This is a genomic window from Thioalkalivibrio thiocyanoxidans ARh2 (assembly GCF_000385215.1).
In the GTDB taxonomy this organism is placed as follows: Bacteria; Pseudomonadota; Gammaproteobacteria; order Ectothiorhodospirales; family Ectothiorhodospiraceae; genus Thioalkalivibrio; species Thioalkalivibrio thiocyanoxidans.
In genome coordinates this window covers 21,613-47,348 of the sequence record NZ_ARQK01000035.1, presented here as the reverse complement: position 1 = coordinate 47,348, position 25,736 = coordinate 21,613, and the positions used below count along the sequence as shown (strand labels likewise).

Genomic DNA, 25,736 nt, shown 5'->3' with positions numbered 1-25,736 from the left:
CGCACGGCGTTGCGGCTCCCTTGTGCAGAATGACTGCACGGCAGTCGCCGCGCCTTGTTCGCACGCAAGAGCGACTCGAGCGCGAGCGTGTACATTCATCAGTGTTTCCCTAGGAGCAATCGACCGCCATGCAAGCCGGCCCCCGCGAGATCACCACGCCCTTTCGGCCCATCCCCCTGGACATACCGGAGGGCATGAAACCCAACGAGTTCTTCAACAGCACCGAAAACCTCGCCGACCTGGTGAACAACAACGGGCTGCTGGTGAACCCGGAGAACCTCCTGCTTTATCGCAAGGCGCTGGGGCACAGCAACGAATTCGACTGCTCCATCATCTACAACACCTCGCAGACCATCCTCGACCCGATGGGGCGCCCGGTGCGGCGCACCCAGGTGCCGGAGCCGGTTCGGCATGTCTGGAATCGGATGAACGGGGTGATCATCGAGTACATGCTGGAGCAGTACCCGGATCCGGCCGAGGCCCTGGTGCTGGCGGGCGAGGCCAGCCTGGATGCGACCTGGCCGCTGACCGCGCCGGGCGTGCCCAGCATCCGCATGCTGCACAACCATTTCATCGTCTTTCCGATGGCCACGCTGGCTGATGCCCCACTGGCGGATCCCGGCAATCCCAATCTGACCGATGGCGGCCAGCACAGCCTGTTCCAGGCCTACATGCGCGATGTCTACCGGGCGTTTTTCACCCGGGCGCTGGATCTGGAGATCCTGCGTCCGGCGCCGGATCAACAGGCGCGCCTGGGACTGACCGGCTACCCGCACGGCCTCCCGAGCTGGGAGATCCAGGGCGGCGTCGAGGCCCTGAAGGACATCCGCTTCTGGCGCGAATACGACGCGGTCCTGCAGGGCTTTCTGGACTTCTACCGGACCTTCTTCTCGCAGGTCTCCACCCGCAATGCGCCGATGCCCGAGGGCGTGCACTTCCCCGATGCAGTGGAGGAGGTCCTGTTGTTCAACAACGATTTCCTGAAGACCGCGAAGAAGGTACGCGACCGCTGCTTCACCGATGCCAAGTACGCCCATGCCATCCGTTGGCAGCCGGCCTTCAAGCAGCTGATCTACCGCAACGACGAGGGTCGCCTGATCGTCACGATCAGCCAGAACTCGATCGGCAACGCGATCACCGAGCTGCTGGGGGTGGTGGTCAATCGGGTGCCGGACGCGGAGGCCTACGAGCGTGTCGAGCCGGCCCTGCTGGAAAAGCTGCTGGAAGTGCGCCGCCGCCTGGTGGAGGTCGATCTGGGCGAAGGCATCGCGACCGCGAGCTGGCCTGCGGCCTGACGGAAGGGTTTGGAGAAGTGCGGTCTTCGCTGCGGGTGGGCTGGGGGGCGCCCGCCCCCCAGCGGTTTCAGGCGACCGACTGGTAGTAGATGTTCTGCGGATGGTTCGCCTGGGCGAAGAAGAACCAGCGTTCGGCGACCATGCCCAGATACTGGATCACGAACGCGGCGATCAGCAGGTTGACCGGGTCGACCCGTGTGACCAGCACGACCAGCAGCAGGATCGCCGGGATCACGAATGCGCCCAGCAGGAAGATCCACTTCATCCCGCGCAGGAACGCCGCCGACATGTGGTGGAAGAACTCCCGCGTATTGAACGACCCGCCCATGAAGCCCTGGGACTTCTGCTGGATCTTCGGGTGTTTCACCCCGATCGCGGTCTGCAGCGTCGACTTTGACTTGATGCGGGCGTTGCGCATCAGCGACGCGCTGCGGGTTCCCAGCCCCAGAACGGTCAGCACGATTGCGACCGTCGCCATAAAGGGGACCAGTGGTACACCGGCCCAGGCGGCATAGGCGGCCGCCAGGGTAAAGCCGTTGGCGGCCCCCAGCACCGTGTAGTTCACCACGGTCAGCGGGGAGTGCCATTCCTGCAGGAACTTGATGCAGGCGTAGATCATCGCGGTGGTGACATACAGCACGATTGCCAGCAGCGCCCCGATCGCCCCGAGCACCATGGTCGGCAGTATGGGTATGTCTCCGGCCAGCGTACCCAGGGGCGGGTTGAACCCGAACGCATGGGCCGCGCCGTACAGGAACACCATGCCCATGAACGCCGGGAGCACGATCACCTCGCGCGAGAGCCAGGAGGTGCGCCACTTGGTAGCGGTGCGCCAGGCCCGTTCCGGCCGGCCCAGGTGAAAGAACGAGGCGACCAGCCCCAGCACCAGGAAGGCCAGCGCGAGCGCGGAACCGAGCGCCAGGAAGTCCGAACCCGGGGGCGGCAGCACGCCCAGAAGGCTCAGTGCCTCGGCACCGAACAGACCGAGAAACAGGCCCTGTCCGGCGCCGATCAGGGTGGTGAGAAAGATAACCGAGAAGGCTGGATGCATAGTGTCTTCGTCCCTGTTTACCAGCTGGTGACGTCGTCGAGCGAGGGTTCGTCCTGCCCGGGCTTCGGCAACTGACTGTCGATCTTCAGCGGGTTGTCCGCGCGTTCGACCTCGTCCTCGCGGATGGTCAGCTGGGTCTTGCGCCGCGGCAGGTAGTGGTTGGCCGGCTTGGTGCCCCATTCCGGCATCAGCTGGTAGCCACCCGCCTCGCGGATCGCCTTGGAGACGACCGATTCGGGGTCATGGATATCGCCGTAGAGCCGCGCATTGGTCGGGCAGGCCCGCACGCAGGCCGGCTTGCGGTCCCATTCCGGCAGTTCTTCGTTGTAGATGCGGTCCACGCACAGGGTGCACTTGGTCATCACCTTGCGCTCGGCATCCACCTCGCGCACGCCGTAGGGGCAGGCCCAGGAGCAGTACTTGCAGCCGATGCACTTGTCGTAGTCGACCAGCACGATGCCATCCGACTCGCGCTTGTAGGAAGCCCCGGTCGGACACACCGGCACGCAGGGCGGCTCCTCGCAATGCAGGCAGGACTTCGGAAAGTGCACCGTCTCGGTGTTCGGATATTCGCCCACCTCGAAACTCTGCACCCGGTTGAAGAAGGTGCCGGTGGGGTCCGCGTCGTAGGGATTCTGGTCGACCAGTGGGCCGGCATCGCCGGAGGTGTTCCATTCCTTGCAGCTGGTCACGCAGGCGTGGCAGCCCACGCAGACGTTGAGATCGATGACGAGGGCGAGTTGGGTCATTTCTTGCCTCCTGGGGGAACGCTGCACAATGTGCGCACTCGCGCTCGAGTCGCTTTTGCGTGCGAACAAGGCGCGGTGACTGCCGTGCAGTCACTCTGCACAAGGGAGCCGCAACGCCGTGCGCATGCAAAAGCGGCCGAGCCCCTGCTTTTCAATGGGTTGTGGGGTTGGCGCCCCAGGTTCCCCGATCCTGCGTTGCGGCTCTTGCCGGTAGAACCACTACCGGCTGCGCACCGCGCCTTGTCTCGGAAAACCTGGGGTGCCAACGCGAGTGTGTACATTGTTCAGCGTTTCCCCAGGCCCGCAAAGAAGTTCAAAACACGTGCCCGTGTGGACTGGCCGGGATACGGTTTGAGCGGCTTGAACTGGGGAGAGGTCTCCTGCGGCTCCCCTTCTTCGGCCTTGTAGATTCGTACGCGGACGTCATACCAGGCCGCCTGACCGGTCACCGGATCGGAATTCGAGATCGGGCCGTCATGCCCCGGCAGCTCCTCGGAGATCAGGTGATTCAGCAGAAAGCCCTTGCGTGACTCGTTGGCGCCCGGGGTCAGGTTCCAGGCCCCCGCGGCCTTGCCGATCGCATTCCAGGTCCAGACGGTGCCGGGCTCGACAGCCTCCGAGTACTTGGCCATGCAGCGCACCCGGCCCCAGGGGCTTTCCGCCCAGATCCAGTCCTCGTCCTCGATGCCGGCGGCCCGCGCGGTGCGCGCGTTCACGTACAGCAGGTTGTGGGCATGGATCTGGCGCAGCCAGGCGTTCTGGGAGTCCCAGGAGTGGTACATCGCCATCGGTCGTTGGGTGACCGCGGCCAGCGGATAGGTGTGCTTGTCCGTGGACTGGTGTTCCAGCGGGTCGTAGTAGAAGGGCAGCGGGTCGAAGAAGGTCTCGACGCGCTTGGCCAGGTGCGTCGGCACCTTGCGCGTGGTCCCCTTGCCCTGGGCGGCGGCGCGGAACTTCATCAGCACCTCGGAGTAGAGGTGGATCAGGACGGGCTCGCCATAGCGCGTGATGCGGTTGCGCTGCGACCACTCGAGATACCCCTTGTTCCAGTTACGCATGTACTGGTAGCTGCGCGGCAGTTCGTACTGGAAGACGCAGTTGTTCTTCGCGTACATCTCCCACTGGTTGGGGTTCGGCTCGCCGCGCAGGGATTTTTCACCCCCCTTGCCGCGCCAGCCGGCCAGGAAACCGATGCCGGAGCCCGGCTCGGTCTCGTAGTTGACCACGAAGTCCGGGTAGTCGCGGAATTTGCGGTCGCCCTTCTCGTTCACGAAGGCCGGCAGCTTCAGGCGCGACCCGAGCTCGATCAGTACATCCTGGAAGGGCTTGCACTCGCCCTTGGGCGGCACCACCGGGATGCGCACCGAATCCACCGGCCCGGTGAACTCGGAGATCGGGCGATCCAGCATCGACATCACGTCGTGGCGCTCCAGATAGGTGGTATCCGGCAGCACCAGATCGGCAAACGCGGTCATCTCGGACTGGAAGGCATCCGCCACGACCAGGAACGGGATCTTGTATTCCCCGTTGTCGTCCTTGTCGTTCAGCATCTTGCGGACCTCTTCCGTGTTCATGGTCGAGTTCCACGCCATGTTGGCCATGAAGATCAGCAGGGTGTCGATCGGGTAGGGGTCGCCCCGCCAGGCGTTGGTGATCGCGTTGTGCATCATCCCGTGCACGGCCAGCGGGTACTCCCAGGAGAAGGCCTTGTCGAGCCGGACCGGCTCGCCCTTGTCGTCCACGAACAGGTCGTCCGGGCTGGCCGGCCAGCCGAGCACCATGCCGTCCAGCGGCTTGCCGGGCTGCACGCCCTCCGGCCCCTTCGGCGTGCGGGCGCAGGGCGGGATCGGGCGCGGGAACGGGGCCTTGTGGCGGAAGCCGCCGGGGCGGTCGATCGTGCCCAGCAGCGACATCAGGATCGACAGCGAACGGATGGTGTGGAAGCCGTTCGAGTGTGCGGCCAGCCCGCGCATCGCATGGAAGGAGACCGGGTTGCCGGTGACCGACTCGTGCTCGACGCCCCAGGAGTCCGTCCAGGCGATCGGCAGCTCGATGCGCTGATCGCGCGCGGTCACGCCCATCTCGTGGGCCAGACGGCGGATATCCTCGGCCGGTATGCCGGTGACGCGCTCGGCCCATTCCGGGGTGTACTCGGCGACCCGGTCCTGCAGCAGCTGGAACGCGGGCTTTGCCCGGGTCCCGTCGTCGAGCTTGAATTCCCCGAGCAGGAAGGGGTCGGCCCCCCGGGTATGGGTCGGCACTGCCCGTCCGGTCTTGCGATCCCACCAGAGCTGGTTCTGCGCGTCGTAGCAGCCCTCTTCCGGCGGGTCCTCCGTGCGCAGAAACATGCCGAACTCGTCCTGGTCCTCGTCCATGTTCACCAGCTGGCCGGCATTGCTGTAGCGTACCAGGAAGTCGCGGTCGTACAGGCCCTTGTTGATGATCTCGTGGATCAGCGCCAGCAGCAGGGCGCCGTCGGTCCCCGGGCGGATCGGGACCCATTCGTCGGCGATCGCGGAATAGCCGGTGCGCACCGGGTTGATGGAGATAAAGCGACCGCCCTGGCGCTTGAACTTGGAGATCGCCACCTTCAGCGGGTTGGAGTGGTGGTCCTCCGCGGTGCCGATCATCACGAACAGCTTCGAGCGTTCGAGGTCGGGGCCGCCGAATTCCCAGAACGAGCCGCCGATGGTGTAGATCATGCCGGCGGCCATGTTCACCGAGCAGAAGCCGCCGTGCGCTGCGTAGTTGGGGGTGCCGAACTGCTTGGCGAACAGCCCGGTCAGGGCCTGCATCTGGTCGCGTCCGGTAAACAGCGCAAAGCGTTTCGGGTCGGTCTCGCGGATCTGTCCGAGTCGCTCGGCGAGGATCTCGAATGTCTCCTCCCAGGAGATCGGCTCGAACTCGCCGTCGCCGCGCTCGGCGCCGGCCTTGCGCCGCAGGGGCTGGGTCAGCCGCGCCGGCGAATGCTGCTTCATGATCCCGGAGGCACCCTTGGCGCAGATCACGCCTTCGTTGATCGGGTGCTCGGGGTTGCCATCGATGTACCGTACCTCCCCGTCACGCAGGTGCACCCGGATGCCGCAACGGCAGGCGCACATGTAACAGGTGGTGTTCTTGATTTCGTGCGACGGGGTCTGTGCCATAGATCGTTAACGCCTTGATAGTTTAGACAATTACGATATACTTGCGTCCCCCTTTCTGCCGCCCGGGGTTACTCCCACTATGCAGTTCCGGGGGGTCCACCACAAGGCATTTCGGGCGCAATCTGCGCATCGATCTGGGGCCCGGATCCGGCGCAGACGTCGGGATGGTCGCGGCAGTGTTATCGTCTCGGGCCAGGAACCTGACAGCAGAGGCCCGCGAATCCGATGAAGGTATGCATTGTTTCCGACAGCCACGACCGCGGCCCGATGCTGGCCCGCGCGATCGAGGCCGGGATTGCCGAGGGCGCCGAGGCGGTCATCCACTGTGGCGACGTGATCGGCGGCAACACACTGCGGGCATCACTGAAGCTGGGTGTGCCGATCCACGCGGTGCATGGCAACAACCTGGGGGACCCGGTCGCGATCTCGCGCATCGCTCACCAGTCGAACGGCCTGCTGCACTACTACGGGCTGGATGCCACCATCACCCTGGGTGGCCGCCGCATCTTTGTCACGCACTATCCCCACTACGCCCACGCAATGGCCTGCACCGGGGACTACGATCTGGTGTGCTGCGGGCACAGCCACGAGACCGAGATCCGCCAGCAGCCGCATGTGCAGGACGGCTCCACCTGGGTCGTGAACCCTGGCACGGTCGCCGGTCTCGGCGCACCCGAGGCGACCTGGGCACTGGGGGATCTCGAAAGCATGTCGTTCGAAATCCGGCCAACGCCGGAAGAGGCGGCAGCGGGAGTCGAGTGATCCGTCAGGGTCCCTGAAGCCTTTCGAATGGTCCGGCTCTGTCCGGTGTTCGGTTCCGGCGGGACCCGCTTGTCAGCGCGTTCATCTCAGGGCATCGTCTAGGTTCCCACCCTGGATGGAGAAACGCGATGACCGCAGAATTTCCGCACAAGCCCCTGCCATCGAGCAAGGCGGCTCCCGGAACCGGGCTTCAGCAGGTAACCGACGAGGAACCGCGGGTCACGCTGGCCTCCTCGGCGCTCTGTGTGCTGACCGATTTCCGCCGCGTGCCGGTGGCCACGATCGGTCCCGACGCGACACTGGGTCAGGCGACGGAGCAGATGATTGCCAGGGGTGTGCGGCTGCTGATCGTGGTCGACGACGCGCGGCGTGTGCGCGGTCTGATCACGGCGCGCGACACGCAGGGGGAACGCCCGATCCAGATGGTCAACGAGCGTGGCTTGCGGCACGAGGACCTTCGGGTGCGTGACCTGATGGCGCCCCTGGAGGATGTGGACCTCCTGGACATGCAACGGGTGATGCAGGCCGACGTCGGTGACATCATCGCGACCCTGAAGGACTGGGGGCGTCAGCATGCGCTCGTCGGGCAGACCGATCCGGCGACCGGCGAGACCCACATCCGTGGCATGTTTTCGGCCACGCAGATTGGCCGCCAGCTGGGCGTGTCGGTGCAGACATTCGATGTCGCGCGGACTTTCGCCGAGATCCAGGCGGCCTTGTCGAAGGCCTACTGAATGCAAAACGGTGGCGGGTTTCCCCGCCACCGCTTCTCCTGGTGAACCGGGCCGCAGCCCGGTCCCGCTACTTGTTGATGCTCTGGTAGTAGTCCATCAGGATCTCCGCCACTTCCGGGCGCGAAAACTCGACCGGCGGCGCCTCGCCGCGGCCCAGCATCTCGCGCACCTTGGTGCCGGACAGGAGCACGAAGTCCTCCTTCGTGTGGTCGGGCGCGTCGCACATCATCACCACGCGGCCGAGCTTCTTCGAGAAGGCGGTGTGGTCGGCCTTGAAGATCTCGATCTCCAGCGCGTCGTCCGGGACCTCGGTGTCGAAGATGGTCTGGGCATCGAACGGCCCATAGTAATCCCCGACCCCGGCATGGTCGCGCCCGATGATGAAGTGGGTCGCTCCCATGTTCTGTCGGAACAGCGCATGCAGTACGGCCTCCCGCGGGCCCGCATAGAGCATGTCGAAGCCGTAGCCGGTGATCATTACGGTGTTCGGCGGGAAATACAGCTCGGCCATCTTGCGAATGGCGGCGTCGCGTACCGGGGCCGGGATGTCGCCGGGCTTCAGCTTGCCCAGCAGCATGTGGATCACCAGGCCATCGGCGTCCAGCTGCTCCAGCGCCATGCGGCACAGTTCCTCGTGGGCGCGGTGCATCGGGTTGCGGGTCTGGAAGGCCACGACCTTGTTCCAGCCGCGCTCGGCAATCTCGTTGCGGATCTCGACCGCGGTGCGGAAGGTGTCGGGGAAGTCATCCTGGAAGTAGGAGAAGTGGAGCACCTGGATGGGGCCCGATACGCAGACACGGCCCACGCTGTTGAAGGCGGCGACGCCGGGATGCTCCATATCGGTGGTGCCATAGACCTTCTCGGTCATGGTTGCCATCTGCTCGGGAGTGAATTCCTCGATGGCCTCGACTTCCTGAATCGCGAGCACCGGATTCCCTTCCATGTTGGGGTCGCGCAGGGCAATGCGCCGGGCCCCGCGGATGGCATCCGCGTTCTCCAGCAGGTTCACAATAGGGACCGGAAAGAACAGGCCGCTGGTGGTCCGCATGTTCTCCGCGCAACTCATCGCATCCGCGACATTCATGAAGCCGGTCAGTGGCGTGAAATAGCCGCCCCCCATCATCACGGCGTTGCCGGCGGCCGCGGAGCTGATCACCACGGAGGGAAGGGTTTCCGCCTCTTTCAACAGGGCGTGATGTTGTTCGGGGTCGTAGACAAACAAGGGCTTCAGGGTGTCTGCACCGTGCGGTTTGATCATGGGGCTTTATCTCCTGCCGACGCTGGATGTGGACTGCATGGGTTGGGCGGTCATGGCCGCCGGATGTCGTGCTCGGGCCGCATGCGATCAGCCGGCCGCGTGGTCGGTCGCAGTGCGAGTCGAACCCGAACGTAGCACAAGATAGTCCATAAAGCGCCGGGTTACTTGACCCCCTTTCAGCCTGTGTCGGCACAAAGAAACTTTCATGGGCGGTCTCGATGTGGCTCGGACCGGGGCTCTGGGCCAGGGCCTGGATTTCGTCATCGGGATGCCCGCCGCAATGGGCTTGGCGACGCAAAAAGGCCGCGTACCAAGGCTTTCGAAACCGAGGCCGGCTCAGGGCGGATTTCCGGTACCGAATAAAGCGGCGGTTGACGCCATAGATTAGCGTTTCCCTAAATTAGCATATCGACCCATTCATTCGGCTTATGTCGCGGCAAGCAAGTTTGATTTGAAGCGAAAGATCGATTTATCACAGACTCGGTGGGCCAATTGGACATGTTGAGGAGGCCTGACGCCGTGATCACTAGTAATCCCTTTGCCGAACTGGCTGCGTTTATTCCACCAGCCGCAATGCAGTGGTATGTCGTGCTCATGGTCATCCTGGTGGCTGCTGGCACGATCCTCGACATGATGCACAAGAGGAGTGCCACGTATTTCTTCGAGAACGCCAAGAAAGCGGAAAAGAACGCGACCCGTACCGTGAGTGGTGGCGAGAAATTCTCGCTGGCGATGCAGACCATTGGGAAAGAGGTCATCACCTCCGGTGAATTCAAGAACCCGAAGCGCCGCGCCTCCCACCTCTTCACCATGTGGGGCTTTATCGTTTTCGTCGTCTCCTCCGCCGTGCTCATCTTTAGCTACCCGACCGAGCCGGCCGCCGGTGTGTGGGGGCTGCTGTGGCACCTGGGCGCCCTGTCGCTCGCCTTTGGTGGTTATTGGTTCTGGTTCTTCATTCGCGTCGATGTGAATTGCGAAGGTCGTCGCTGGTACCAGCTGGTCCGTGCCGATCTGTTCATCGTTTCGCTGCTCGGGATGTCGACGTTCGCCATCCTGTGGTCGCTGACCCAGGGCACCGCCCTCGGCTGGCTGTTCTTCGCGCTGTTCCTCGCGGCTACCACGACCCTGTTTGCGACGGTCTACTGGTCCAAGTTCGCGCACATGTTCTTCAAGCCCGCTGCGGCTTATCAGAAGCGCCTCACCCGGGCCGACGGTTCCGCCGAGAACCTCCCGACCCTCACGCGCGACGACCCCGAGCAACAGCAGCGCCACTCGATGGAGTTGCTGCGTGACGCGCCGATGGACATGGGGAAGGGTATCCAGCGTGAAGAGCCCAACCACTACTAAAGCCATTTACCCGAACATCAGCATCGATCGAGGATTACCATGCCAACTTTCGTATACATGACCCGTTGCGATGGCTGTGGGTACTGCGTGGACATCTGCCCGTCAGACATCATGCATATCGACGAAACCACCCGTCGCGCCTACAACATCGAACCCAACATGTGCTGGGAATGCTATTCCTGCGTGAAGGCCTGCCCGCACCACGCCATTGACGTACGTGGCTACGCGGACTTTGCGCCCCTGGGCCACAGCGTGCGTGTCGACCGCGACGAAGAGCGCGGCACCATTGCCTGGCGGATCAAGTTCCGCGATGGCCGGGAAAAGAATTTCCTGTCGCCGATTACCACCAAGCCCTGGGGCAAGCACATCCCGCAGCTGGCCGACGTGCCCGCGCCGGACAAGTCGATGCGGGACAGCCAGCTGCTGTTCAACGAGCCCAAGTACATCCGCATGGATGAGGGGGATCTGCACACGCTTGAGGCCGCCGGTCTCAAACTGAAAGAAGGGGTGTACTACTGATGGCCTACAAGACAATCGTCGAAGACAACATCGACATCTTGGTTTGTGGCGCCGGCCTGGGCGGCACGGGCGCCGCCTGGGAAGCCCGGTTCTGGGGCCAGGACAAGAAGGTGGTGATTGCCGAAAAGGCCAACATCGACCGCTCCGGTGCGGTTGCCCAGGGCCTGTACGCGATCAACTGCTACATGGGCACCCGCTGGGGCGAGAACAATCCCGAGGACCACGTGCGCTATGCCCGTATCGACCTGATGGGCATGGTGCGCGAGGACCTGCTGTTCGACATGGCGCGCCACGTGGATTCCACCGTGCACCAGTTCGAGGAGTGGGGCCTGCCGCTGATGCGCGACCCGAAGACGGGCGCCTACCAGCGTGAGGGTCGCTGGCAGATCATGATCCACGGCGAGTCCTACAAGCCGATCGTGGCCGAGGCCGCCAAGAAGTCCGCCGACACGATCTACAACCGCATCTGTGTCACCCATCTGCTGATGGACGAGTCCAAGGAAAACCGGGTGGCCGGCGCCGTGGGCTTCAATGTGCGCACCGGCAACTACCACGTTTTCAAGTCGAAGACGGTGATCGTCGCCGCGGGCGGCGCCTCGATGATCTTCAAGCCGCGGTCGGTTGGTGAAGGTGCCGGTCGCGTCTGGTACGCGCCCTGGTCTTCCGGTTCGGCCTATGGTCTGCTGATCAATGCCGGCGCCAAGATGACCCAGATGGAAAACCGTATCGTGCTGGCCCGCTTTAAGGATGGTTACGGTCCCGTCGGCGCCTACTTCCTGCACCTGAAGACGCGTACGCAGAACTGCAACGGCGAAGAGTACGAGTCCAAGTGGTGGCCGCAGCTGCAGGAGATGGTCGGCAAGGAATACCTGGATCCGGAAGTCTCCCACCGGACCCACCGGCCGATCCCGACCTGCCTGCGCAACCATGCGTTCCTCAACGAAGTGAATGCCGGCCGCGGCCCGATCCATATGGTCACCATGGAGGCCTTCCAGGATCCGCACCTCGAAGAGGTGGGCTGGGAGAACTTCCTCGGCATGACCGTCGGTCAGGCCGTGCTGTGGGCGGCCACCGATGTGGACCCCAAGAACGAAAACCCCGAGCTGACCACTTCGGAGCCCTACGTGATGGGTTCGCACGCCACGGGCTGTGGTGCCTGGTGCTCCGGTCCGGAGGATGTCTCCCCGCCCGAATACTTCTGGGGCTACAACCGCATGACCAGCGTCGAAGGCCTTTTCGGGGCGGGCGACGCCGTGGGCGGGACGCCGCATGCGTTCTCCTCCGGTTCCTTTACCGAAGGCCGCCTGGCCGCGAAGGCCGCTTGCAAGTACATCGACGATGGCAAGGCCGACGGCATCCGTGTCTCCGATTCGCAGATCAACAAGCGCAAGGAAGAGATCTACAAGCCGCTTGAGCACTACAAGATCTACAGCAACGAGGTGGTGGCCGGTTCGGTCAACCCGAACTATATCAACCCGCGCCAGGGCCTCGACCGCCTGCAGAAGCTGATGGACGAATACTGCGGTGGTGTGACGGTCAGCTACATGACCAACGAGAAGCTGCTCAACATCGGCCTGAAGAAGATGCATATCCTCGAAGAGGATCTGGAAAAGCTGGCGGCCGAGGACATCCACGAGCTGCTGCGTGCCTGGGAGCTGAAGCACCGCGTGCGCACGGCCGAGAGCGTCTTCCACCACACGCTGTTCCGGAAGGAAACCCGCTGGCCGGGGTACTACTACCGCGGCGACTACATGAAGCTCGACGACAAGAACTGGCATCATTTGACCGTTTCTCGTCGTGACCCGAACACGGGCGAGTACACCATGGAGAAGGCGCCGTGCTATCACCTGGTCGACAAGGACGAGGCCCCGGCCGAACCCGAGAAAGAGGAAGCCTAGGGTGCTAACGTGGCGGGGTCGGTCGCGGCCCCGCCAACAAGCAAGGAAGTCGCGATGGCCGGTGCGTGCGCGCATTGGCCTGCTCTTTCAACCGCCACACCTGAGGGTTTCAAGATGACCAGTGCAGCTGAAGCACAGACACCGCCGGAGACCTCGATGAACATCATCGACCACTCCGACGAGGAGATCCTGGAGATCGCCCACCCCATGTGGAGCGACCTGATCAAGTACTCGAATAAGGGCCAGTACGGTAAGTTCGTCCGCCGGTTCTCCTATCATCTGCTGTTCGGCCTTAACGAGGTTGAGGTGGGCAAGCAGTTCGCCCAGAGCGAGCTGACCCGCAACCTGAGCGAGGATTGGGATTACCTCGGCATCATTCGTCGTGGCGAACACGTGACCGTCCTGTATCGCGTGCGTAGCACGATAAAGGAAGGGGAGTGGCTCGGACGCATGGTCCTTGGTTACGAGGACGGCGAGGTACGCATCTTCGGTGCGTCCATTTTCTGAGATTGCGGGACTTTGAATGACAGATGTAATCAAGGACAACAAGTACGTCGAACTGAACTATCAGGTGATCGACGAGAAAACCGGCCAGGTCCTGACCGAGGTCGAATTCCCGCTGGGGTACGTGCACGGCGTCAACGAGGTCCTGTCGCCCCAGGTGATGGGCGAGCTGGAGGGCAAGGCGCAGGGTGAGACCATCGAGGTCCCCATCGACTGCAACGCGCTCTATGGCCCGCGCGACGAATCCCTGGTGATTACCGAGGCGATCGAGAACGTGCCGGAGGAATACCGCAAGGTCGGTACGGCGATCCTGATGGAAAACGACCGCGGCCAGACCAAGAGCTTTCTGGTCACGCGGATGGACGAGAAGAGCATTACCATCGACGGTAACAATCCCCTTTGCGGCCGACAGGTGATTTTCAAGCTGAATGTATTGCTGGTGCGTGACGCCTCCGATGAAGAGATCGCGCATGGTGGCAAGGTGGAGTCGGGCCCCGAGATCGACAGCGGACGCGCGGTGCCCATCGAATGAGGGGGCCGGTTCGCCCGGCCCGTCAGTAAGTCGGGGGAGCGAGGCGAGAGCTCTCCACCCCCTCTTTTTCATCGAAGCGAGGTGAACGAAACATGAGCCAGGATACCGAGAAGAAACATCCGCAGGTCCCGGATGGCAAGTCGCGTTATCTCGTGACCCGTCAGATGCCGCCCAACGAGAAGGGCTTTGTCGGTTACGAGACGATCTGGGAGTCCTTCCAGAAAGAGGCCGAGTACCAGACGCCGAAGCGTCCCTGAACCCAGGGTGCCTTTGATGGCCGTGCCTCTTTCTGAAGGGGTACGGCGCATGCGTCCGCCCGCGATGCTCTTCGCTGGCGGACGTTTGTTTTTTACCCCCCGGATGACGGGAGCTCCCGGCCTGCGCACGCGTGATCCCTGGGTTTGTCGACGATCTTTCGTGATGACCATCCCCGGACGCTAGCGCGTGGGTTCGGACTCCTCGTGCGGCTCCTGGAATTCTCGGGGACGGCCCGGCTGGGCCATGTGGTCGGGGTTGGCCCAGCGCATTAGCGCGAGGGCCAGCAGGATGGTGGGGATGCCGATGAGGGCGGAGCTGACGAAGAACCAGAACCAGCCCAGGTGCTCGGCGAACACCCCGGTAAAGCCGGCCAGGAACTGACCCGGAAGGGTCATGATCGAGCTGAACAAGGCGTATTGCGTGGCGGTGTAAGCCGAATTGGTCAGGCTGGAGAGATAGGCGATGAATACCGAGATCGCCATCCCGCCGGCAAGGTTGTCCGCCATGATCGCGAATATCAGGCCGTAGATTTCCGGCCCCAGCGTCGCCAGCCAGGAGAAGGTCAGGTTGGTCGCGGGGGCCAGGATGGCAGTGGCGATCAGCATGCGCATGATGCCGAAACGCACCACCAGCAGCCCGCCCAGGGCGGCCCCCGTCAGGGTCATTGCCAGGCCGAAGGCCGCGGCGATGTTCGCGATCTCGTCCTTGGTGAAGCCCAGGTCGAGATAGAACGGGTTGGCCATCACCCCCATGAAGATGTCGCTGATGCGGAAGATCGCGATGAACGCGATTACCACCAGGGCGATCCGTCCGAAGCGTTGCCAGAAATCCACGAACGGGCAGATGACGGCCCCGATAAACCAGGCCTTGAAGGCGCGCCAGAGCCCGGTGTCGGCGGTGTTGTTGATGTAGTGCACTACGCGCTCTTCCAGCTGCGCGGTGTTTGCGTCACGCGGGGCGACTTCCGGCTCGCGCACGATCAGGGTGCAGACGACCCCGACCAGCATCAGCGTCGCCATCGCCGCATAGGAAAGGCTCCAGCTGCCGGCAGCCGCGATATGCAGTGCCCCGGCCCCGGCGGTCAGCAACGCGACCCGGTAGCCGAACACATAGGCTGCGGCCATTGCACCCTGGCGTTCCTGGCTGACCGCCTCGATACGGTAGGCGTCGATCGCGATGTCCTGGGTCGCCGCGCCAAAGGCGGTCAGTACCGCCCAGACCGCGACCAGCCAGAGCTGTTCGGTGGGATCGGTGAAGGCAATCCCGAACAGTCCCAGCATGATGGTCGCCTGCGCCGCCAGCATCCACGCGCGCCGCCGCCCGAAGATCCGGGTCAGCAGCGGGAGTGGCATCCGGTCCACGATCGGGGCCCACAGCACCTTGATGCTGTAGGCCATGCCCACCCAGGAGAGGAAACCGATGGAGGCGAGTTCGACGCCGAGATCGCGGAGCCAGGCGGTGAAGGTGCCGCCGGTCAGCAGTAGTGGCAGCCCGGCGGCAAAGCCGAGAAACAGCATGCCCACCACCCGCGGGTGGCGGTAGACGGCCAGGGCCGCGCGCCAGTCGCGGTGCGGGCGGTTCTGCGACTCGGCGGCCGTGCTCATGCGGGGCCCGGAGAGGGTTCAGGGCGTGTAGTCATAGTCGATCCAGAACGGGGCGTGATCGGAGTAGCGATCGTCCGTATGGATGTACGGATCCCGGGCGGTCTCCGCAATACCGGGAGTGGCGATCTGGTAGTCGATGCGCCAGCCCACGTTCTTTGCCCAGGCCTGCCCCCGGTTGGACCACCAGGTGTACTGCTCGGGACGGTCGTCCAGTCGCCGGAACACGTCCACCATCCCGATCTCGTCAAACAGGTGATCCAGCCAGGCGCGCTCCTCGGGCAGGAACCCGGAGTTCTTCTGGTTGGATTTCCAGTTGCGCAGGTCGATCTCCCTGTGGGCGATGTTCCAGTCACCGCAGATCACCCACTCGCGCCCGTCCTGCATGCGCTCGGCCAGCCACGGTCGGAAGAAGTCCAGGAACCGCCATTTGGAATCCTGCCGGTGGTCCCCCGAGGAGCCCGAGGGCAGGTAGAGCGACACCACGGAGAGGTTTCCGAAACGCATCTCCACGTAGCGGCCCTCGTTGTCCGCCTCCTCGAAGCCAATGCGCGTGATCACCTCGTCCGGCTGGCGCCGGCTGTACAGGGCGACCCCACTGTAGCCGGGCTTGACCGCGTCCACATACGCGCAGTGGTAGCCGGGGGGATGGAAGGGCTCGCCTTGAATCTGGTGGATCTGGGCCTTGGTCTCCTGGATGCAGACCACGTCGGCCTCGGTCGTCGGGAGCCAGTCGAAGAAGCCCTTGCGGGCGGCGGCACGGATGCCGTTGGCGTTCATCGAGAGTATGCGCATGGCCGGGAACGATACCGGCGCGCGCGCGTGCAGAAAAGGGCCGGCATGATGAATCCAGCCGCGCCTGTGTCAGAATACGGCGTTTTCCGACGGAGCCCTCGCGATGACCGCCCATGCCTTTCTCGACTACGCCCTGGAACGCGACGTGCTGCGTTTTGGCGAGTTCACCCTCAAGTCGGGGCGGGTGAGCCCGTATTTCTTCAATGCCGGGCTGTTCAACCGGGGCTCCGATCTCGTGCGCCTGGGCGAGTTCTACGCGCAGGCGATCGTCGATTCCGGGGTCGCCTTCGACCTGGTCTTTGGTCCGGCGTACAAGGGCATCCCGCTGGCCGCGGCCGTCACCGAGGCGCTGTACCGCGATCACGACATGGACCGTCCCTGGGCCTTCAACCGCAAGGAGGCCAAGGACCACGGCGAGGGCGGCAACATCGTGGGGGCGCCGCTGGCCGGGCGCGTGCTGATCGTCGACGACGTGATCACCGCCGGCACCGCCATCCGTGAATCGGTGGAGCTGATCCGCGCGGCGGGCGCCACGCCGGTGGCCGTGGCCATTGCCCTGGATCGCGAAGAGCGCGGCCGCGGCGAGCGATCGGCGATTCAGGAGGTCGAGGACGACCTGGGCCTGGAGGTCGTGCGCGTCGCTCGGCTTGGGGATCTGGTGCAGATGCTGGAGCAGACCGGCCGCGCCCCCGAGCACCTCGAGGCGCTACGCGCCTACCGCGCCGAATACGGGGTCTGACCGGTTCAGGAGGCGTCTTCTTCCGAACTCCCCAGCCGCTCCAGGCGGCGCTGCAGTTCCAGGGCCCGCAGGCGGTATCCGCGTGCGGCCTCGAACTCGGGATCCAGCTCCAGCGCCTCGTCCCACAGGGCGATCGCCTCTTCCAGATCCTGGTTGCGGTAGCGGCGGATTGCCGCCGAATGCAGCTCCTCCTTGCGCTTGTCGCGCAACTCCCCCCGTGCCTCCCGGGCGTCGTCCAGCTCGGGGTCGGCCTCCAGCGCCCGCCCGTAGGCGGCCAGTGCGGCCTCGGTGTCGCCCGCATCGCGGGCCTCGTCCCCGCGCTGCCCCCAGTAGCGACTGGTCGCTTCTCGTTCCAGCTTCTCGAGTCGCTGCGCGTGAAGGCCGTTGTCGGTCAGCGCACCTGCCTGCCGGACCCCGTCGCGCGCGTCCTCGTACCGCCCCGCCTCCAGGTCGGCCTCGATCGCGCGCAGGTAGGCCTCCTCGTCGTCCCCTCCGCCAAGGGCCGTCAGTTGCTCGTCGAGCCCCTCCGCATCGTCGGCGGACGCCTCGCGCGCGGCGGTCTCCGGTATGCGCAGGCGCTGGCCGGCCAACAGCCGCGACGGGCGCTCGATATCGTTGTAACGCGCAAGGATCAGGAAGCGATTGGCATCACCCAGGTACCGCCGGGCCAGCTGGCCCAGTGTCTCGCCCGGCTCCACCGTGTGCGAAAAGTAGGCCGAACCGAGCTCCTCGCGCGGCTCCGCATCCAGCTGCGCGCGCAGGCTGCGCGCGACCCGGTGACCGGGCTCGCCCTCCAGGAACCGGTCCAGGGCCGGGTCCGCCCGTTCGATGTCCCCTTCCTGCAGGGCCTCGATGATCTCCGCGATGGTCAGGTCTTCCGCCGGCGCGGGGCCTTCTGCAGCGGCTTCTTCTGACACCTCGGGTGCCTCGGTGACCGGTTCTTTGTCTTCTACTTCCAGCATTGCGCAGCCGGTCAGCAGGGCGACAAGGGGCAGCGCTGCCCCGACAACACGACGTGCCATGTTCAGTCCACAGGCCAGAAGAGGATTGCCAGTACGGCGAGCAGGAGCAGGGCCCCCAGCAGCATCGGGCGGACCGCGGCGTGCAGGTGGCGGTGGCCCGGCGAGGCGATGCTCTGCGCGCGCCAGGCCGCGATGGCCACATTGTCGCCATGCGTGCCACCCCGTTGCGCCGCGCGGGCGGCGGCTTTCATGCAGGCCGCCTGAAGATCCGACTGGTTCAGCCACCGAGCGCTTTCCTCCGGACCCAGCTGTTCCCAGTACCCATCGGAGCACAACAGGAAGCGGCTATCGGGTGTCAGCGGGGCCTCGCCATGGTCCACCCGTATCGGGTCGACCACCCCCAGGGCCTGCAGGAGCTGGTTCTGTTCCGGATGGGTCGCCATGTCTTCTTCGCGGATCTCGCCGGCATCCACCAGCGCCTGAACCCGGGTGTGGTCCCGCGTGCGGGTGATCAGGCGCTCTCCTTCGAAATGATACAGACGGCTGTCACCGCAGTGGGCCCACCAGGCCCGCTGCGGCCCGGCATACAGCGCGACCAGCGTAGTCCCGGGCTGGTCACCGGGTGCCGCGCCGGGTTTGTGCAGGGCGGCGTGGGTCTCGCGAAAGAGGCGCTCCAGGAGCGCCGCCGGGCCCTCCGGGCGACCGCCGCATTCGTTCCACAGGCGCTCGGCGGTGGCGATGGCCGTATGCGCGGCCTGTGCGCCGCCCGCATGCCCGCCCATCCCGTCCGCGACGACCATCAATGCGCACCGGGTATCCGGACAGGACCATACACCGACCGCGTCCTGCTGCTCGCGCCGCCCGCCGATCTCCGTGGCTGTTGCGGTCTCCATCCCCTGTCTCCGCGCCGGGTTCCAAGCCCATCATGGCCCAGGCGGCGGGTCGCTGTCAGTGCGCCCGGCGTTTCTTTACCCGGTCGCCCCGATCCAGAAGTCGATGGAGCGGCCGAGGAAGTCGTCCCAGGTCATGTAGTGGGAGCCGTCGCAGGAAAAGGTCAGGCTGACCATCCCGTTGAACAGGTTTACCGAGGCCGAGCGAAGGTAGATGGTCTCGTCGGCGAAACGCAGCGCCTTCAGCCCCTGCAGTACGCGGCCAACGGCCTCCTTCGGGATAAGGGCCTCTTCCGGATATGGCTCGTGAGGGAAGGCGAGGCAGACATCCGGATCGGCCAGCGATTCGTGCGTCAGGATGCGGTAGCGGTAGGGGTCCTCGGTGGTCCAGAGCGTCGCCCGCGAACTGGAAAAGTGGAACACCCCTTGGAACACGCCGCGCTCGGTGAACAGTTCCTCGATGATGGCCAGCGCGGTGTCCATGTTCTGGTCCATCAGGCTCTCGGTACGGCTTTGCAGGAACAGCGTGCCGCGGATGGACGGGTCACCCTTGATCTGGCGCCACTCGCTGGGTTCCTCGTAGAGGTCCTCCGACAGGTCCGGCAGGTTGCGCAGGTCGAAGTCCGCGCCGAGGAATCCGAGTGCCGTGCCGTTTTCGTCGCGCACCAATTGCAAAGCGGTCAGCGACGGGCGCCGACCGAGCAGGCTGATGTAGGCCTCTGACAGCAGGAAACCCTCGGCCGGCACCGCCTCCTTCATGTACGGGCGCTGCGACCGGTCGCGGCCGAAGTGTTCCGGAAGCACGCCACTGCGTGAGATGTTGTCGGACAGCTGGATGCCCTCGGTATTGAGTGCATACACGAAGGTGACCTCCGGGATCTGCCGGATCGCCTTCTCCAGGATCGAGTCCAGCGCCTCGCGTTGTGGCCAGGCCGTGCTCAGACGGGCTGCAATTTCGGCCAGCGGCTCCTGCAGCCGGGCCTCCAGGTACTCGCGCTGGTGCTCGATGGCTTTTTTCAGTTCCGTCATGGTGCGCTGTCGTCTCTTTTCGGTGCGGCGTGATTATCCCCGATCGCACATGTCGGTGTCGTGAAGCGGGTCCGGCTCCTGCTCCGGGCCCACCCCGCAACCCCAGCAGGAACTGTGCCGAACCAGGAGATTTACGCGACCGCAAGCCCTGTCAGAGTGAGGGCCGGCGCGTTGGGATCAGTCGCGCCGGTCGAGACGACGCCGGCGTCGCAGCCACCAGCCGGCAATGCCCCCTCCGACCACGGCGAGCAACGCCAGTCCTGCCACATGCTCCGGGGCGCTCAGGTAGTGCAGCAGTGAGAAGCCGTCGCCATGGCCGTGCCCCGGGTGGGCGAGGGCGGGGCCGCTGGCGAGCGCGAGGACTGCGGGAATCAACGGGCGCATCGACATCGTGGGTTCCTCCTGACTGAACCGTAAGTTTCACCATAATGCCCGGCGGGCGCCGCCGCCATGCCCGTCATCCCGTATCGTCGTGAGCAGTTCATCGGGCGGTTTCCGTGGTCCCTTAGCAGATGCGGGGCAACTGTTCGCCGGCCGGCAGGATCACGCGGCGTTCCACGCCGGTCGCGAGACGTCGGATGACCGCGGGCTCGCCCGCCTCGGCCTGGCCGATGGCGAGGGCGCCGGCCGTCTCCGGTCGTGACCGCAGCACGCTCAGGGCACGTTCGGCTTCGGCTTGTGGCACGGCGGCCAGGAAGCGGCCCTCCGAAGCGCTGTGCAACGGGTCCAGACCGAGGATCTCGCAGGCCCCGCGCACGTCCTCGCGCACCGGGATGGTGGCATCGTCGAGCACCACGCGGCAGCCGGAAGCATCCGCCAGTTCCTGCAGCGCGGCCACCGTGCCGCCGCGGGTGGGGTCGCGCAGGGCATGCACGGGCACGTCGGTTGCCAGCAGCGCCGCTACGGCCCCGGAGACCGGGGCGCTGTCGCTGGGGATCGGCGGGTCCAGTCCCAGGCCCTCGCGCGCGGCCAGGATAGCGACGCCATGGCGGCCCAGATCGCCGCTGGCCAGCAGCACGTCGCCGGGCTGGATCGCATCCGGCGCGATCCGCACACCCTGCGGCACGATGCCCACCCCGCTGGTGTTGAGGTAGGCCCCGTCGCCACGTCCGGCCTCGACCACTTTGGTATCGCCGGCCACCACCTGCACACCACATTCTTCGGCGGCCGCCCTTACGGAGGCGAGGATGCGCCGCAGGTCCTCCAGGGGCAGCCCCTCCTCGAGGATCAGTCCCAGTGTCAGCCACAGTGGCCGCGCCCCGGCCATCGCCAGGTCGTTGACCGTGCCGTGCACCGCGAGGCGGCCGATATCGCCGCCGGGAAAGAACAGCGGGCGCACCACGAAGCTGTCGGTGGTCATGGCCAGGCGTCCGTCCGTTGCGTCGAGCACGGCCGCATCGGGGGCGCCGCGGGCCGGGGTGCCCAGTGCCGGAAGGATCAACTCGTCCAGCAGCTTCGCCTGCAGTCGGCCCCCGCCGCCATGCGCCAGGCGGACTACCTCGGTGGTCATGCCCCCTCCCGGTAGTGCAGGTAGGCGGCACAGGCCCCCTCGGAGGACACCATCGGCGCGCCCAGCGGGGTGTCCGGGGTGCACTCGCGGCCGAAGGCCGGGCAGTCAGTCGGGCGGCGCAGTCCGCGCAGGACCTCGCCGGCGATGCAGGGCCCGTCTTCGCCGGTTGCGGGCGGCGCGACCCCGAAGCGCTCGACGGCATCGAAGCGGGCGTAGGCCGGGCGCAGGCCCAGCCCGCTGGCGGGCAGGCGGCCCATGCCGCGCCACTCGCGTTCCACCGGCTCGAACACGCGGGTGACCGCCTCGCGCGCGGCCGCGTTGCCGTCCTCGCGGGCGGCCCGGTCGTAGCGGTTCTCGACCCGGGCCTCGCCGCGTTCCAGCTGCTCCACGCAGGCCCGGATCCCGGTCAGCAGGTCCACCGGCTCGAAGCCCGTTACCACGATGGGCACCCGAAAATGTTCGGCGATCGCCTGGTAGGCCGCGGCACCCTCCACGGTGCAGACATGACCGGCGGCCAGAAAGCCCTGGATGCGGTGGTCCGGGTCCGTCAGCAGGGCCTCCATCGCCGGCGGCACCAGCGAGTGCGAAACCAGCAGCGACAGGTTGGACAGCCCCAGGGCCTTGGCCTGCAGCACCGCGATCGCGGCGGCCGGGGCGGTGGTCTCGAAGCCCACCGCCAGCAGCACCACCTCGCGCTGCGGGTGTTCGCGCGCCAGTGCGACCGCATCCAGCGGCGAGTAGATCACGCGCACATCCCCGCCGGCCGCGCGCGCGGCGTTCAGGTCGCCCAGCGCGCCGGGTACGCGCAGCATGTCGCCGAAGGTGCACAGCATCACCTCCGGGCGGCGGGTCAGCAGCACGGCCTGGTCCAGGGTCTCGGTGGGCGTCACGCAGACCGGGCAGCCGGGGCCGTGGAGCAGCTCGACCGAGTCCGCCAGCAGGTCGTCCAGCCCGTGGCGCAGGATCGCGTGGGTCTGGCCGCCGCAGACCTCCATCAGGGTCCAGCGCCGGGTGCAGGCCGCGCGGATGGCCGCGACCTGCTGCAGGATCAGCGCCGGGTCGCGGTATTCGTCCAGGTGCCTCACGGGCCCTCCGGCGCGGGCGGCTCGTGCTCGGGGATCGCGCGCAGCGCCGCCAGGGTACGCTCGGCCGCGGCTTCGTCGATAGTGGCGATCGCGATGCCGGCATGCACCAGCACGTAGTCGCCGGGCCCGGCCTCCGGGGTGCAGGCGAGCGACACCGTGCGCGCCACGCCACCGAAGCGGACCCGCGCCTGGCGGAACAGCGGGTCGTCGCCCTCTACCGCGTCGATAAGGCCGGGGATCGCAAGGCACATGGGTCAGTCTCCTCCTTCCGGTCGGGCCGGGTGTGCGGCGCGGCGCGCGACCACCGCCTGCCCCAGCGCCAGTCCACCATCGTTGGGCGGAACGGCCTGTGGCCACAGCGGGCGAAAGCCGGCGTCGCGCAAGGCCGCCACGCAGCATTGCAGCAGATGCCGATTCTGGAAGCATCCGCCGGTCAATGCCACGGTCTTGCGGTCACCCACCCGGGCGGCGGCGACCGCGAACCGCGCCAGCGCGACATGCAGCCGGGCGGCGATCGCCTCAGGGGTGGCACCGGCCGCCTGCGCGGCCAGCAGGGCGGCGATCAGCGGGCCCCAGTCCGCCTGCCAGGGCATCGCGTTCTCCAGCTCGAGATCCGGGGCATCCACCGTCCCCGGTGCGGCCTCTGCCGCCTGCTGCACAAGCATCGCGGCCTGCCCCTCGAAGCCGGCGCCGGTGCGCAGTCCGGTCAGGGCCGCCACCGCATCGAACAGCCGCCCGACGCTGCTGGTCCAGGGCGCATTGACCCCGCGATCCAGGGCGCGGAGCAGCGGTGGCCACTCGGCATCGCCAAACAGCGCCCGGGCCGGGCTGGCCGCCAGGGCCGCCGTATCGCCCGCGAAGTGCGCATGCAGCAGCCCCAGCAGCGCGCGGCGCGGCTCGCGGATCGCGGCCTCGCCCCCCGGCAGGCGGAACGGGCGCAGGTGACCCCGGCGCTGCCAGCCACCATCGGCGTGCACGGTCAGGCACTCGCCCCCCCAAAGCGCCCCGTCCGTACCCAGCCCCGCACCGTCCCAGACCAGTGCCAGGGCCGGGGCCTGCACCCTGTGTTCGGCCAGGCAGGCCGCGGCATGGGCGTGGTGGTGCTGCACGGAGAAGACCGGCATGCCCGGGCCCTCGGCCAGCGCCGTGGAGGCATAGTCCGGGTGCCGGTCGCAGGCGATTCTTTCGACATCCGCGCCGCAGAGGCCGGCCAGTGCGCGGGCCTCGCTGTCGAGGCGGCGCAGGGCCGGATCGCTGTCGAGGTCGCCGACATGGGCGCCGACCACGACCTCGCGTGTCAGGGCCAGCGCGGGCGCGGCCTTAAGGTGACCTCCCAGAGCCAGCGTGACCGGGTCGGCCTGTTGCAGCGGGATGCGCAGTGGCATGGTTCCCCGTCCCAGGCGCAGGCACTGCGGCTGCCCGGCCGCGATCTGGAACACGCTGTCATCCAGCGGCCGCGCAATCGGACGGTCGTGGTCGAGGATGGCATCCGCGATCCCGCCCAGGCGGGCCACGGCCTCCTCGCCGGAGATACAAAGCGGCTCGCCACTGCGGTTGCCGGAGGTGCAGACCAGCGGGATGCCGAGCGCGTCCAGCAGCAGTTGGTGCAGGGGCGTGGCCGACCGCATCAACCCGAGGCGGTTCAGCCCCGGGGCGATGTTCCCGGCCAGCGGCGCATCAATCTTGCGACCCAGGAGCACGATCGGGGCCTCCGGGGCATCCAGCAGTCCCCGTTCCGCATCGGATACGTGGGCCAGACAATCCAGCCAGTCGCCGTCCGGCAGCAGCACCGCCAGCGGCTTTTCCGGGCGCTGCTTGCGTGCGCGCAGGCGGGCAACCGCGGACTCGCGGGTGGCGTCCGTCAGCAGCTGGAATCCGCCCGGGCCCTTCAGGGCCAGGATGTGCCCCGCGCGCAGGGTCGCCACGGCGGCTTCCAGCGCCGCATCATCGGTGGCCTGTTCGGCGCCGTCCGGCGCACGCAGTACTAGCCGGGGTCCGCAGTCCGGGCAGGCCATGGCCTCCGCATGGAAACGCCGATCCCCGGGGTTCTCGAACTCCGCCCGACAGGCCGGGCACAGCGGGAAGTCGTGAAGGGTGGTGTGGGCGCGCGCCCAGGGCAGCGCCGTGACAATGCTCCAGCGCGGCCCGCAGGCCGTGCAGGCGGTAAACGGATAGTGGTAACGCCGCGCCGCCGGATCGCGGATCTCGGCCAGGCAGTCGGGGCAGGGTGCACGGTCCGGGGCCAGGGCCGGGGCACCACCCCGGTTCGGCCCCGCAGTGATTCGGAAGCCGCTCTCGCCGGTGGGGGCCCCGGAGGTGACGGAAATGTCATCTAAGCGCGCGGCCGCCGGCGCCTCTTGCACCAGTCCCGTACGAAACGTATCCAGGCGGGCCGCGTCCCCTTCGGCCTCGATCACCACGCCCTCGGGTGTGTTGCCGACTGTGCCGGCCAGCGCCAGGCGCTGCGCCAGCGCCGCGACGAATGGCCGGAAGCCCACGCCCTGCACCCGGCCGGTGACGAGCAGGCGCCAGCGCTCCCGCGCCGGGGTGCGTGTCGCGGCCGTATTCACGCCACGTCCAGGCTCCGCAGCAGGATCTGTTGCGCCTCGGGGTGGGTCTCGTCGTCGGAGGTCTCCACCTCCAGCTCGGCGCCTTCGGCCAGTGTGCCGCGGGTGCCGTCCTCGAAGTGCTCGCGGAAGTGCTCCGGCGTGATATGCGACAAAGCACCCAGCCATACCCGCACCCGGGTCACCCGCTCGGCGTTGTGGTCCGTGGCCACTTGTTCGATCTTGCGCATCAAATCGGCCATCAACGAAAACTCGTGCATTGCTCCTCCGGGGTTGTGTTTCTGTGCACGCGTGCGCCGGGGAGGTTTTACGGTGCGCTGCGAGAGACCTCTGTCGAGGCGAAAGCATTCTGCCCGTGCGCGCGTACGCGGTACAGCGGTACATACGGGGGTGCCGCATCCTCGATGCACCCATGCTGCGACCCTGCCCGGTCAGTGGTGGCGGTGTCCGCGGTGATGATCACCGGGCTGGCCTTCGTGGCCGCGGCGGTACCCCCATGCTGTTT

25 protein-coding genes are annotated in these 25,736 nt (G+C 66.3%); 10 read left to right on the top strand and 15 right to left on the bottom strand.

What is annotated here, in order from left to right; translation table 11 throughout:
- Positions 1 to 128: 128 nt before the first annotated feature.
- Positions 129 to 1,295 (top strand): hypothetical protein, encoded by a 1,167-nt coding sequence (locus G372_RS0102945; protein WP_018863261.1) that lies wholly within the window; start codon positions 129 to 131, stop codon positions 1,293 to 1,295.
- Between the two features lie 67 nt (positions 1,296 to 1,362).
- Here the strand turns inward: G372_RS0102945 and G372_RS0102940 are convergent, their stop codons facing one another.
- The 3 genes from G372_RS0102940 to G372_RS0102930 all read right to left on the bottom strand — a co-directional run bounded on the left by G372_RS0102940 (position 1,363) and on the right by G372_RS0102930 (position 6,241).
- On the bottom strand, positions 1,363 to 2,346 hold the full coding sequence (locus G372_RS0102940; RefSeq protein WP_019623841.1) for a dimethyl sulfoxide reductase anchor subunit family protein: 984 nt from the start codon (positions 2,344 to 2,346) through the stop codon (positions 1,363 to 1,365).
- A gap of 17 nt (positions 2,347 to 2,363) precedes the next feature.
- A complete protein-coding gene (locus tag G372_RS0102935; RefSeq protein ID WP_017925619.1) occupies positions 2,364 to 3,095 on the bottom strand; it encodes a 4Fe-4S dicluster domain-containing protein in 732 nt (243 codons plus the stop codon).
- Between the two features lie 284 nt (positions 3,096 to 3,379).
- A complete protein-coding gene (locus G372_RS0102930; RefSeq protein WP_018863259.1) occupies positions 3,380 to 6,241 on the bottom strand; it encodes a molybdopterin oxidoreductase family protein in 2,862 nt (953 codons plus the stop codon).
- Between the two features lie 225 nt (positions 6,242 to 6,466).
- Between G372_RS0102930 and G372_RS0102925 the strand changes: the two genes are divergently transcribed.
- Complete coding sequence (locus G372_RS0102925; protein ID WP_018863258.1) at positions 6,467 to 7,003, top strand: metallophosphoesterase family protein; 537 nt, start codon at positions 6,467 to 6,469, stop codon at positions 7,001 to 7,003.
- Between the two features lie 128 nt (positions 7,004 to 7,131).
- Positions 7,132 to 7,737, top strand: a complete 606-nt coding sequence (locus G372_RS0102920; RefSeq protein ID WP_019623840.1) for a CBS domain-containing protein — start codon at positions 7,132 to 7,134, stop codon at positions 7,735 to 7,737.
- A gap of 67 nt (positions 7,738 to 7,804) precedes the next feature.
- Here G372_RS0102920 and sat read toward each other — a convergent pair whose 3' ends face one another.
- Complete coding sequence (sat, locus tag G372_RS0102915) at positions 7,805 to 8,995, bottom strand: sulfate adenylyltransferase (RefSeq protein WP_018863256.1); 1,191 nt, start codon at positions 8,993 to 8,995, stop codon at positions 7,805 to 7,807.
- A gap of 573 nt (positions 8,996 to 9,568) precedes the next feature.
- Between sat and G372_RS0102910 the strand changes: the two genes are divergently transcribed.
- The 6 genes from G372_RS0102910 to G372_RS14285 all read left to right on the top strand — a co-directional run bounded on the left by G372_RS0102910 (position 9,569) and on the right by G372_RS14285 (position 14,052).
- Positions 9,569 to 10,342: a hypothetical protein gene (locus G372_RS0102910; RefSeq protein WP_018863255.1), complete on the top strand. Its 774-nt coding sequence runs from the start codon at positions 9,569 to 9,571 to the stop codon at positions 10,340 to 10,342.
- A 39-nt stretch (positions 10,343 to 10,381) separates the two neighbouring features.
- Positions 10,382 to 10,861 (top strand): adenylyl-sulfate reductase subunit beta, encoded by a 480-nt coding sequence (gene aprB, locus G372_RS0102905; RefSeq protein ID WP_038070474.1) that lies wholly within the window; start codon positions 10,382 to 10,384, stop codon positions 10,859 to 10,861.
- Positions 10,861 to 12,759: an adenylyl-sulfate reductase subunit alpha gene (aprA, locus tag G372_RS0102900; protein WP_018863253.1), complete on the top strand. Its 1,899-nt coding sequence runs from the start codon at positions 10,861 to 10,863 to the stop codon at positions 12,757 to 12,759. Before aprB ends, aprA begins: the two co-directional genes overlap by 1 nt.
- 156 nt (positions 12,760 to 12,915) lie before the next feature.
- Positions 12,916 to 13,266: a hypothetical protein gene (locus G372_RS0102895; protein WP_019623838.1), complete on the top strand. Its 351-nt coding sequence runs from the start codon at positions 12,916 to 12,918 to the stop codon at positions 13,264 to 13,266.
- Positions 13,267 to 13,282: 16 nt separating this feature from the next.
- Positions 13,283 to 13,795 (top strand): FKBP-type peptidyl-prolyl cis-trans isomerase, encoded by a 513-nt coding sequence (locus G372_RS0102890; protein WP_018863251.1) that lies wholly within the window; start codon positions 13,283 to 13,285, stop codon positions 13,793 to 13,795.
- A 92-nt stretch (positions 13,796 to 13,887) separates the two neighbouring features.
- A complete protein-coding gene (locus tag G372_RS14285) occupies positions 13,888 to 14,052 on the top strand; it encodes a hypothetical protein (protein WP_018139797.1) in 165 nt (54 codons plus the stop codon).
- A 180-nt stretch (positions 14,053 to 14,232) separates the two neighbouring features.
- Here the strand turns inward: G372_RS14285 and G372_RS0102880 are convergent, their stop codons facing one another.
- Both G372_RS0102880 and G372_RS0102875 read right to left on the bottom strand, forming a co-directional pair.
- Positions 14,233 to 15,657 carry an AmpG family muropeptide MFS transporter gene (locus tag G372_RS0102880; protein WP_018863250.1) on the bottom strand — a complete coding sequence of 475 codons (1,425 nt, stop codon included), beginning with the start codon at positions 15,655 to 15,657 and terminating at the stop codon, positions 14,233 to 14,235.
- An 18-nt stretch (positions 15,658 to 15,675) separates the two neighbouring features.
- Positions 15,676 to 16,449, bottom strand: a complete 774-nt coding sequence (locus tag G372_RS0102875; protein ID WP_019623837.1) for an exodeoxyribonuclease III — start codon at positions 16,447 to 16,449, stop codon at positions 15,676 to 15,678.
- 103 nt (positions 16,450 to 16,552) lie between these two features.
- On the opposite strand from G372_RS0102875, the gene pyrE reads away from it, so the two are divergent.
- Entirely contained in the window at positions 16,553 to 17,188 is a 636-nt protein-coding gene (gene pyrE, locus G372_RS0102870; protein WP_018863248.1) for an orotate phosphoribosyltransferase, read from the top strand.
- 5 nt (positions 17,189 to 17,193) lie between these two features.
- Here pyrE and G372_RS0102865 read toward each other — a convergent pair whose 3' ends face one another.
- The 9 genes from G372_RS0102865 to G372_RS0102825 form a co-directional block, all read right to left on the bottom strand.
- Complete coding sequence (locus G372_RS0102865) at positions 17,194 to 18,210, bottom strand: LysM peptidoglycan-binding domain-containing protein (RefSeq protein WP_019623836.1); 1,017 nt, start codon at positions 18,208 to 18,210, stop codon at positions 17,194 to 17,196.
- 2 nt (positions 18,211 to 18,212) lie between these two features.
- Complete coding sequence (locus G372_RS0102860) at positions 18,213 to 19,043, bottom strand: PP2C family protein-serine/threonine phosphatase (protein ID WP_019623835.1); 831 nt, start codon at positions 19,041 to 19,043, stop codon at positions 18,213 to 18,215.
- 75 nt (positions 19,044 to 19,118) lie between these two features.
- Positions 19,119 to 20,069, bottom strand: a complete 951-nt coding sequence (locus tag G372_RS0102855; RefSeq protein WP_019623834.1) for a PDC sensor domain-containing protein — start codon at positions 20,067 to 20,069, stop codon at positions 19,119 to 19,121.
- Between the two features lie 177 nt (positions 20,070 to 20,246).
- Positions 20,247 to 20,459 (bottom strand): hypothetical protein, encoded by a 213-nt coding sequence (locus tag G372_RS0102850; RefSeq protein WP_019623833.1) that lies wholly within the window; start codon positions 20,457 to 20,459, stop codon positions 20,247 to 20,249.
- A 115-nt stretch (positions 20,460 to 20,574) separates the two neighbouring features.
- Positions 20,575 to 21,579, bottom strand: a complete 1,005-nt coding sequence (gene hypE / locus G372_RS0102845; protein WP_019623832.1) for a hydrogenase expression/formation protein HypE — start codon at positions 21,577 to 21,579, stop codon at positions 20,575 to 20,577.
- Positions 21,576 to 22,664, bottom strand: coding sequence for a hydrogenase formation protein HypD (hypD, locus tag G372_RS0102840; RefSeq protein ID WP_019623831.1), 1,089 nt, complete (start codon positions 22,662 to 22,664; stop codon positions 21,576 to 21,578). The genes hypE and hypD overlap by 4 nt, the downstream gene beginning before the upstream one ends.
- Entirely contained in the window at positions 22,661 to 22,915 is a 255-nt protein-coding gene (locus G372_RS0102835; RefSeq protein WP_019623830.1) for a HypC/HybG/HupF family hydrogenase formation chaperone, read from the bottom strand. The genes hypD and G372_RS0102835 overlap by 4 nt, the downstream gene beginning before the upstream one ends.
- A 3-nt stretch (positions 22,916 to 22,918) precedes the next feature.
- Complete coding sequence (gene hypF / locus G372_RS0102830) at positions 22,919 to 25,234, bottom strand: carbamoyltransferase HypF (RefSeq protein ID WP_019623829.1); 2,316 nt, start codon at positions 25,232 to 25,234, stop codon at positions 22,919 to 22,921.
- The gene (locus G372_RS0102825) at positions 25,231 to 25,491 is read right to left on the bottom strand and encodes a hydrogenase maturation nickel metallochaperone HypA/HybF (RefSeq protein ID WP_019623828.1); all 261 of its coding nucleotides are present in this window, start codon (positions 25,489 to 25,491) and stop codon (positions 25,231 to 25,233) included. The genes hypF and G372_RS0102825 overlap by 4 nt, the downstream gene beginning before the upstream one ends.
- Between the last annotated feature and the right edge of the window lie 245 nt (positions 25,492 to 25,736).

What these genes read in the sequence shown, in the direction of transcription:
- G372_RS0102945 (WP_018863261.1), top strand. Translation starts at nt 129, where the DNA reads ATGCAAGCCGGCCCCCGCGAGATCACCACGCCCTTTCGGCCCATCCCC.
- G372_RS0102940 (WP_019623841.1), bottom strand. Translation starts at nt 2,346, where the DNA reads ATGCATCCAGCCTTCTCGGTTATCTTTCTCACCACCCTGATCGGCGCC.
- G372_RS0102935 (WP_017925619.1), bottom strand. Translation starts at nt 3,095, where the DNA reads ATGACCCAACTCGCCCTCGTCATCGATCTCAACGTCTGCGTGGGCTGC.
- G372_RS0102930 (WP_018863259.1), bottom strand. Translation starts at nt 6,241, where the DNA reads ATGGCACAGACCCCGTCGCACGAAATCAAGAACACCACCTGTTACATG.
- G372_RS0102925 (WP_018863258.1), top strand. Translation starts at nt 6,467, where the DNA reads ATGAAGGTATGCATTGTTTCCGACAGCCACGACCGCGGCCCGATGCTG.
- G372_RS0102920 (WP_019623840.1), top strand. Translation starts at nt 7,132, where the DNA reads ATGACCGCAGAATTTCCGCACAAGCCCCTGCCATCGAGCAAGGCGGCT.
- sat (WP_018863256.1), bottom strand. Translation starts at nt 8,995, where the DNA reads ATGATCAAACCGCACGGTGCAGACACCCTGAAGCCCTTGTTTGTCTAC.
- G372_RS0102910 (WP_018863255.1), top strand. Translation starts at nt 9,569, where the DNA reads ATGCAGTGGTATGTCGTGCTCATGGTCATCCTGGTGGCTGCTGGCACG.
- aprB (WP_038070474.1), top strand. Translation starts at nt 10,382, where the DNA reads ATGCCAACTTTCGTATACATGACCCGTTGCGATGGCTGTGGGTACTGC.
- aprA (WP_018863253.1), top strand. Translation starts at nt 10,861, where the DNA reads ATGGCCTACAAGACAATCGTCGAAGACAACATCGACATCTTGGTTTGT.
- G372_RS0102895 (WP_019623838.1), top strand. Translation starts at nt 12,916, where the DNA reads ATGAACATCATCGACCACTCCGACGAGGAGATCCTGGAGATCGCCCAC.
- G372_RS0102890 (WP_018863251.1), top strand. Translation starts at nt 13,283, where the DNA reads ATGACAGATGTAATCAAGGACAACAAGTACGTCGAACTGAACTATCAG.
- G372_RS14285 (WP_018139797.1), top strand. Translation starts at nt 13,888, where the DNA reads ATGAGCCAGGATACCGAGAAGAAACATCCGCAGGTCCCGGATGGCAAG.
- G372_RS0102880 (WP_018863250.1), bottom strand. Translation starts at nt 15,657, where the DNA reads ATGAGCACGGCCGCCGAGTCGCAGAACCGCCCGCACCGCGACTGGCGC.
- G372_RS0102875 (WP_019623837.1), bottom strand. Translation starts at nt 16,449, where the DNA reads ATGCGCATACTCTCGATGAACGCCAACGGCATCCGTGCCGCCGCCCGC.
- pyrE (WP_018863248.1), top strand. Translation starts at nt 16,553, where the DNA reads ATGACCGCCCATGCCTTTCTCGACTACGCCCTGGAACGCGACGTGCTG.
- G372_RS0102865 (WP_019623836.1), bottom strand. Translation starts at nt 18,210, where the DNA reads ATGGCACGTCGTGTTGTCGGGGCAGCGCTGCCCCTTGTCGCCCTGCTG.
- G372_RS0102860 (WP_019623835.1), bottom strand. Translation starts at nt 19,043, where the DNA reads ATGGAGACCGCAACAGCCACGGAGATCGGCGGGCGGCGCGAGCAGCAG.
- G372_RS0102855 (WP_019623834.1), bottom strand. Translation starts at nt 20,069, where the DNA reads ATGACGGAACTGAAAAAAGCCATCGAGCACCAGCGCGAGTACCTGGAG.
- G372_RS0102850 (WP_019623833.1), bottom strand. Translation starts at nt 20,459, where the DNA reads ATGTCGATGCGCCCGTTGATTCCCGCAGTCCTCGCGCTCGCCAGCGGC.
- hypE (WP_019623832.1), bottom strand. Translation starts at nt 21,579, where the DNA reads ATGACCACCGAGGTAGTCCGCCTGGCGCATGGCGGCGGGGGCCGACTG.
- G372_RS0102835 (WP_019623830.1), bottom strand. Translation starts at nt 22,915, where the DNA reads ATGTGCCTTGCGATCCCCGGCCTTATCGACGCGGTAGAGGGCGACGAC.
- G372_RS0102825 (WP_019623828.1), bottom strand. Translation starts at nt 25,491, where the DNA reads ATGCACGAGTTTTCGTTGATGGCCGATTTGATGCGCAAGATCGAACAA.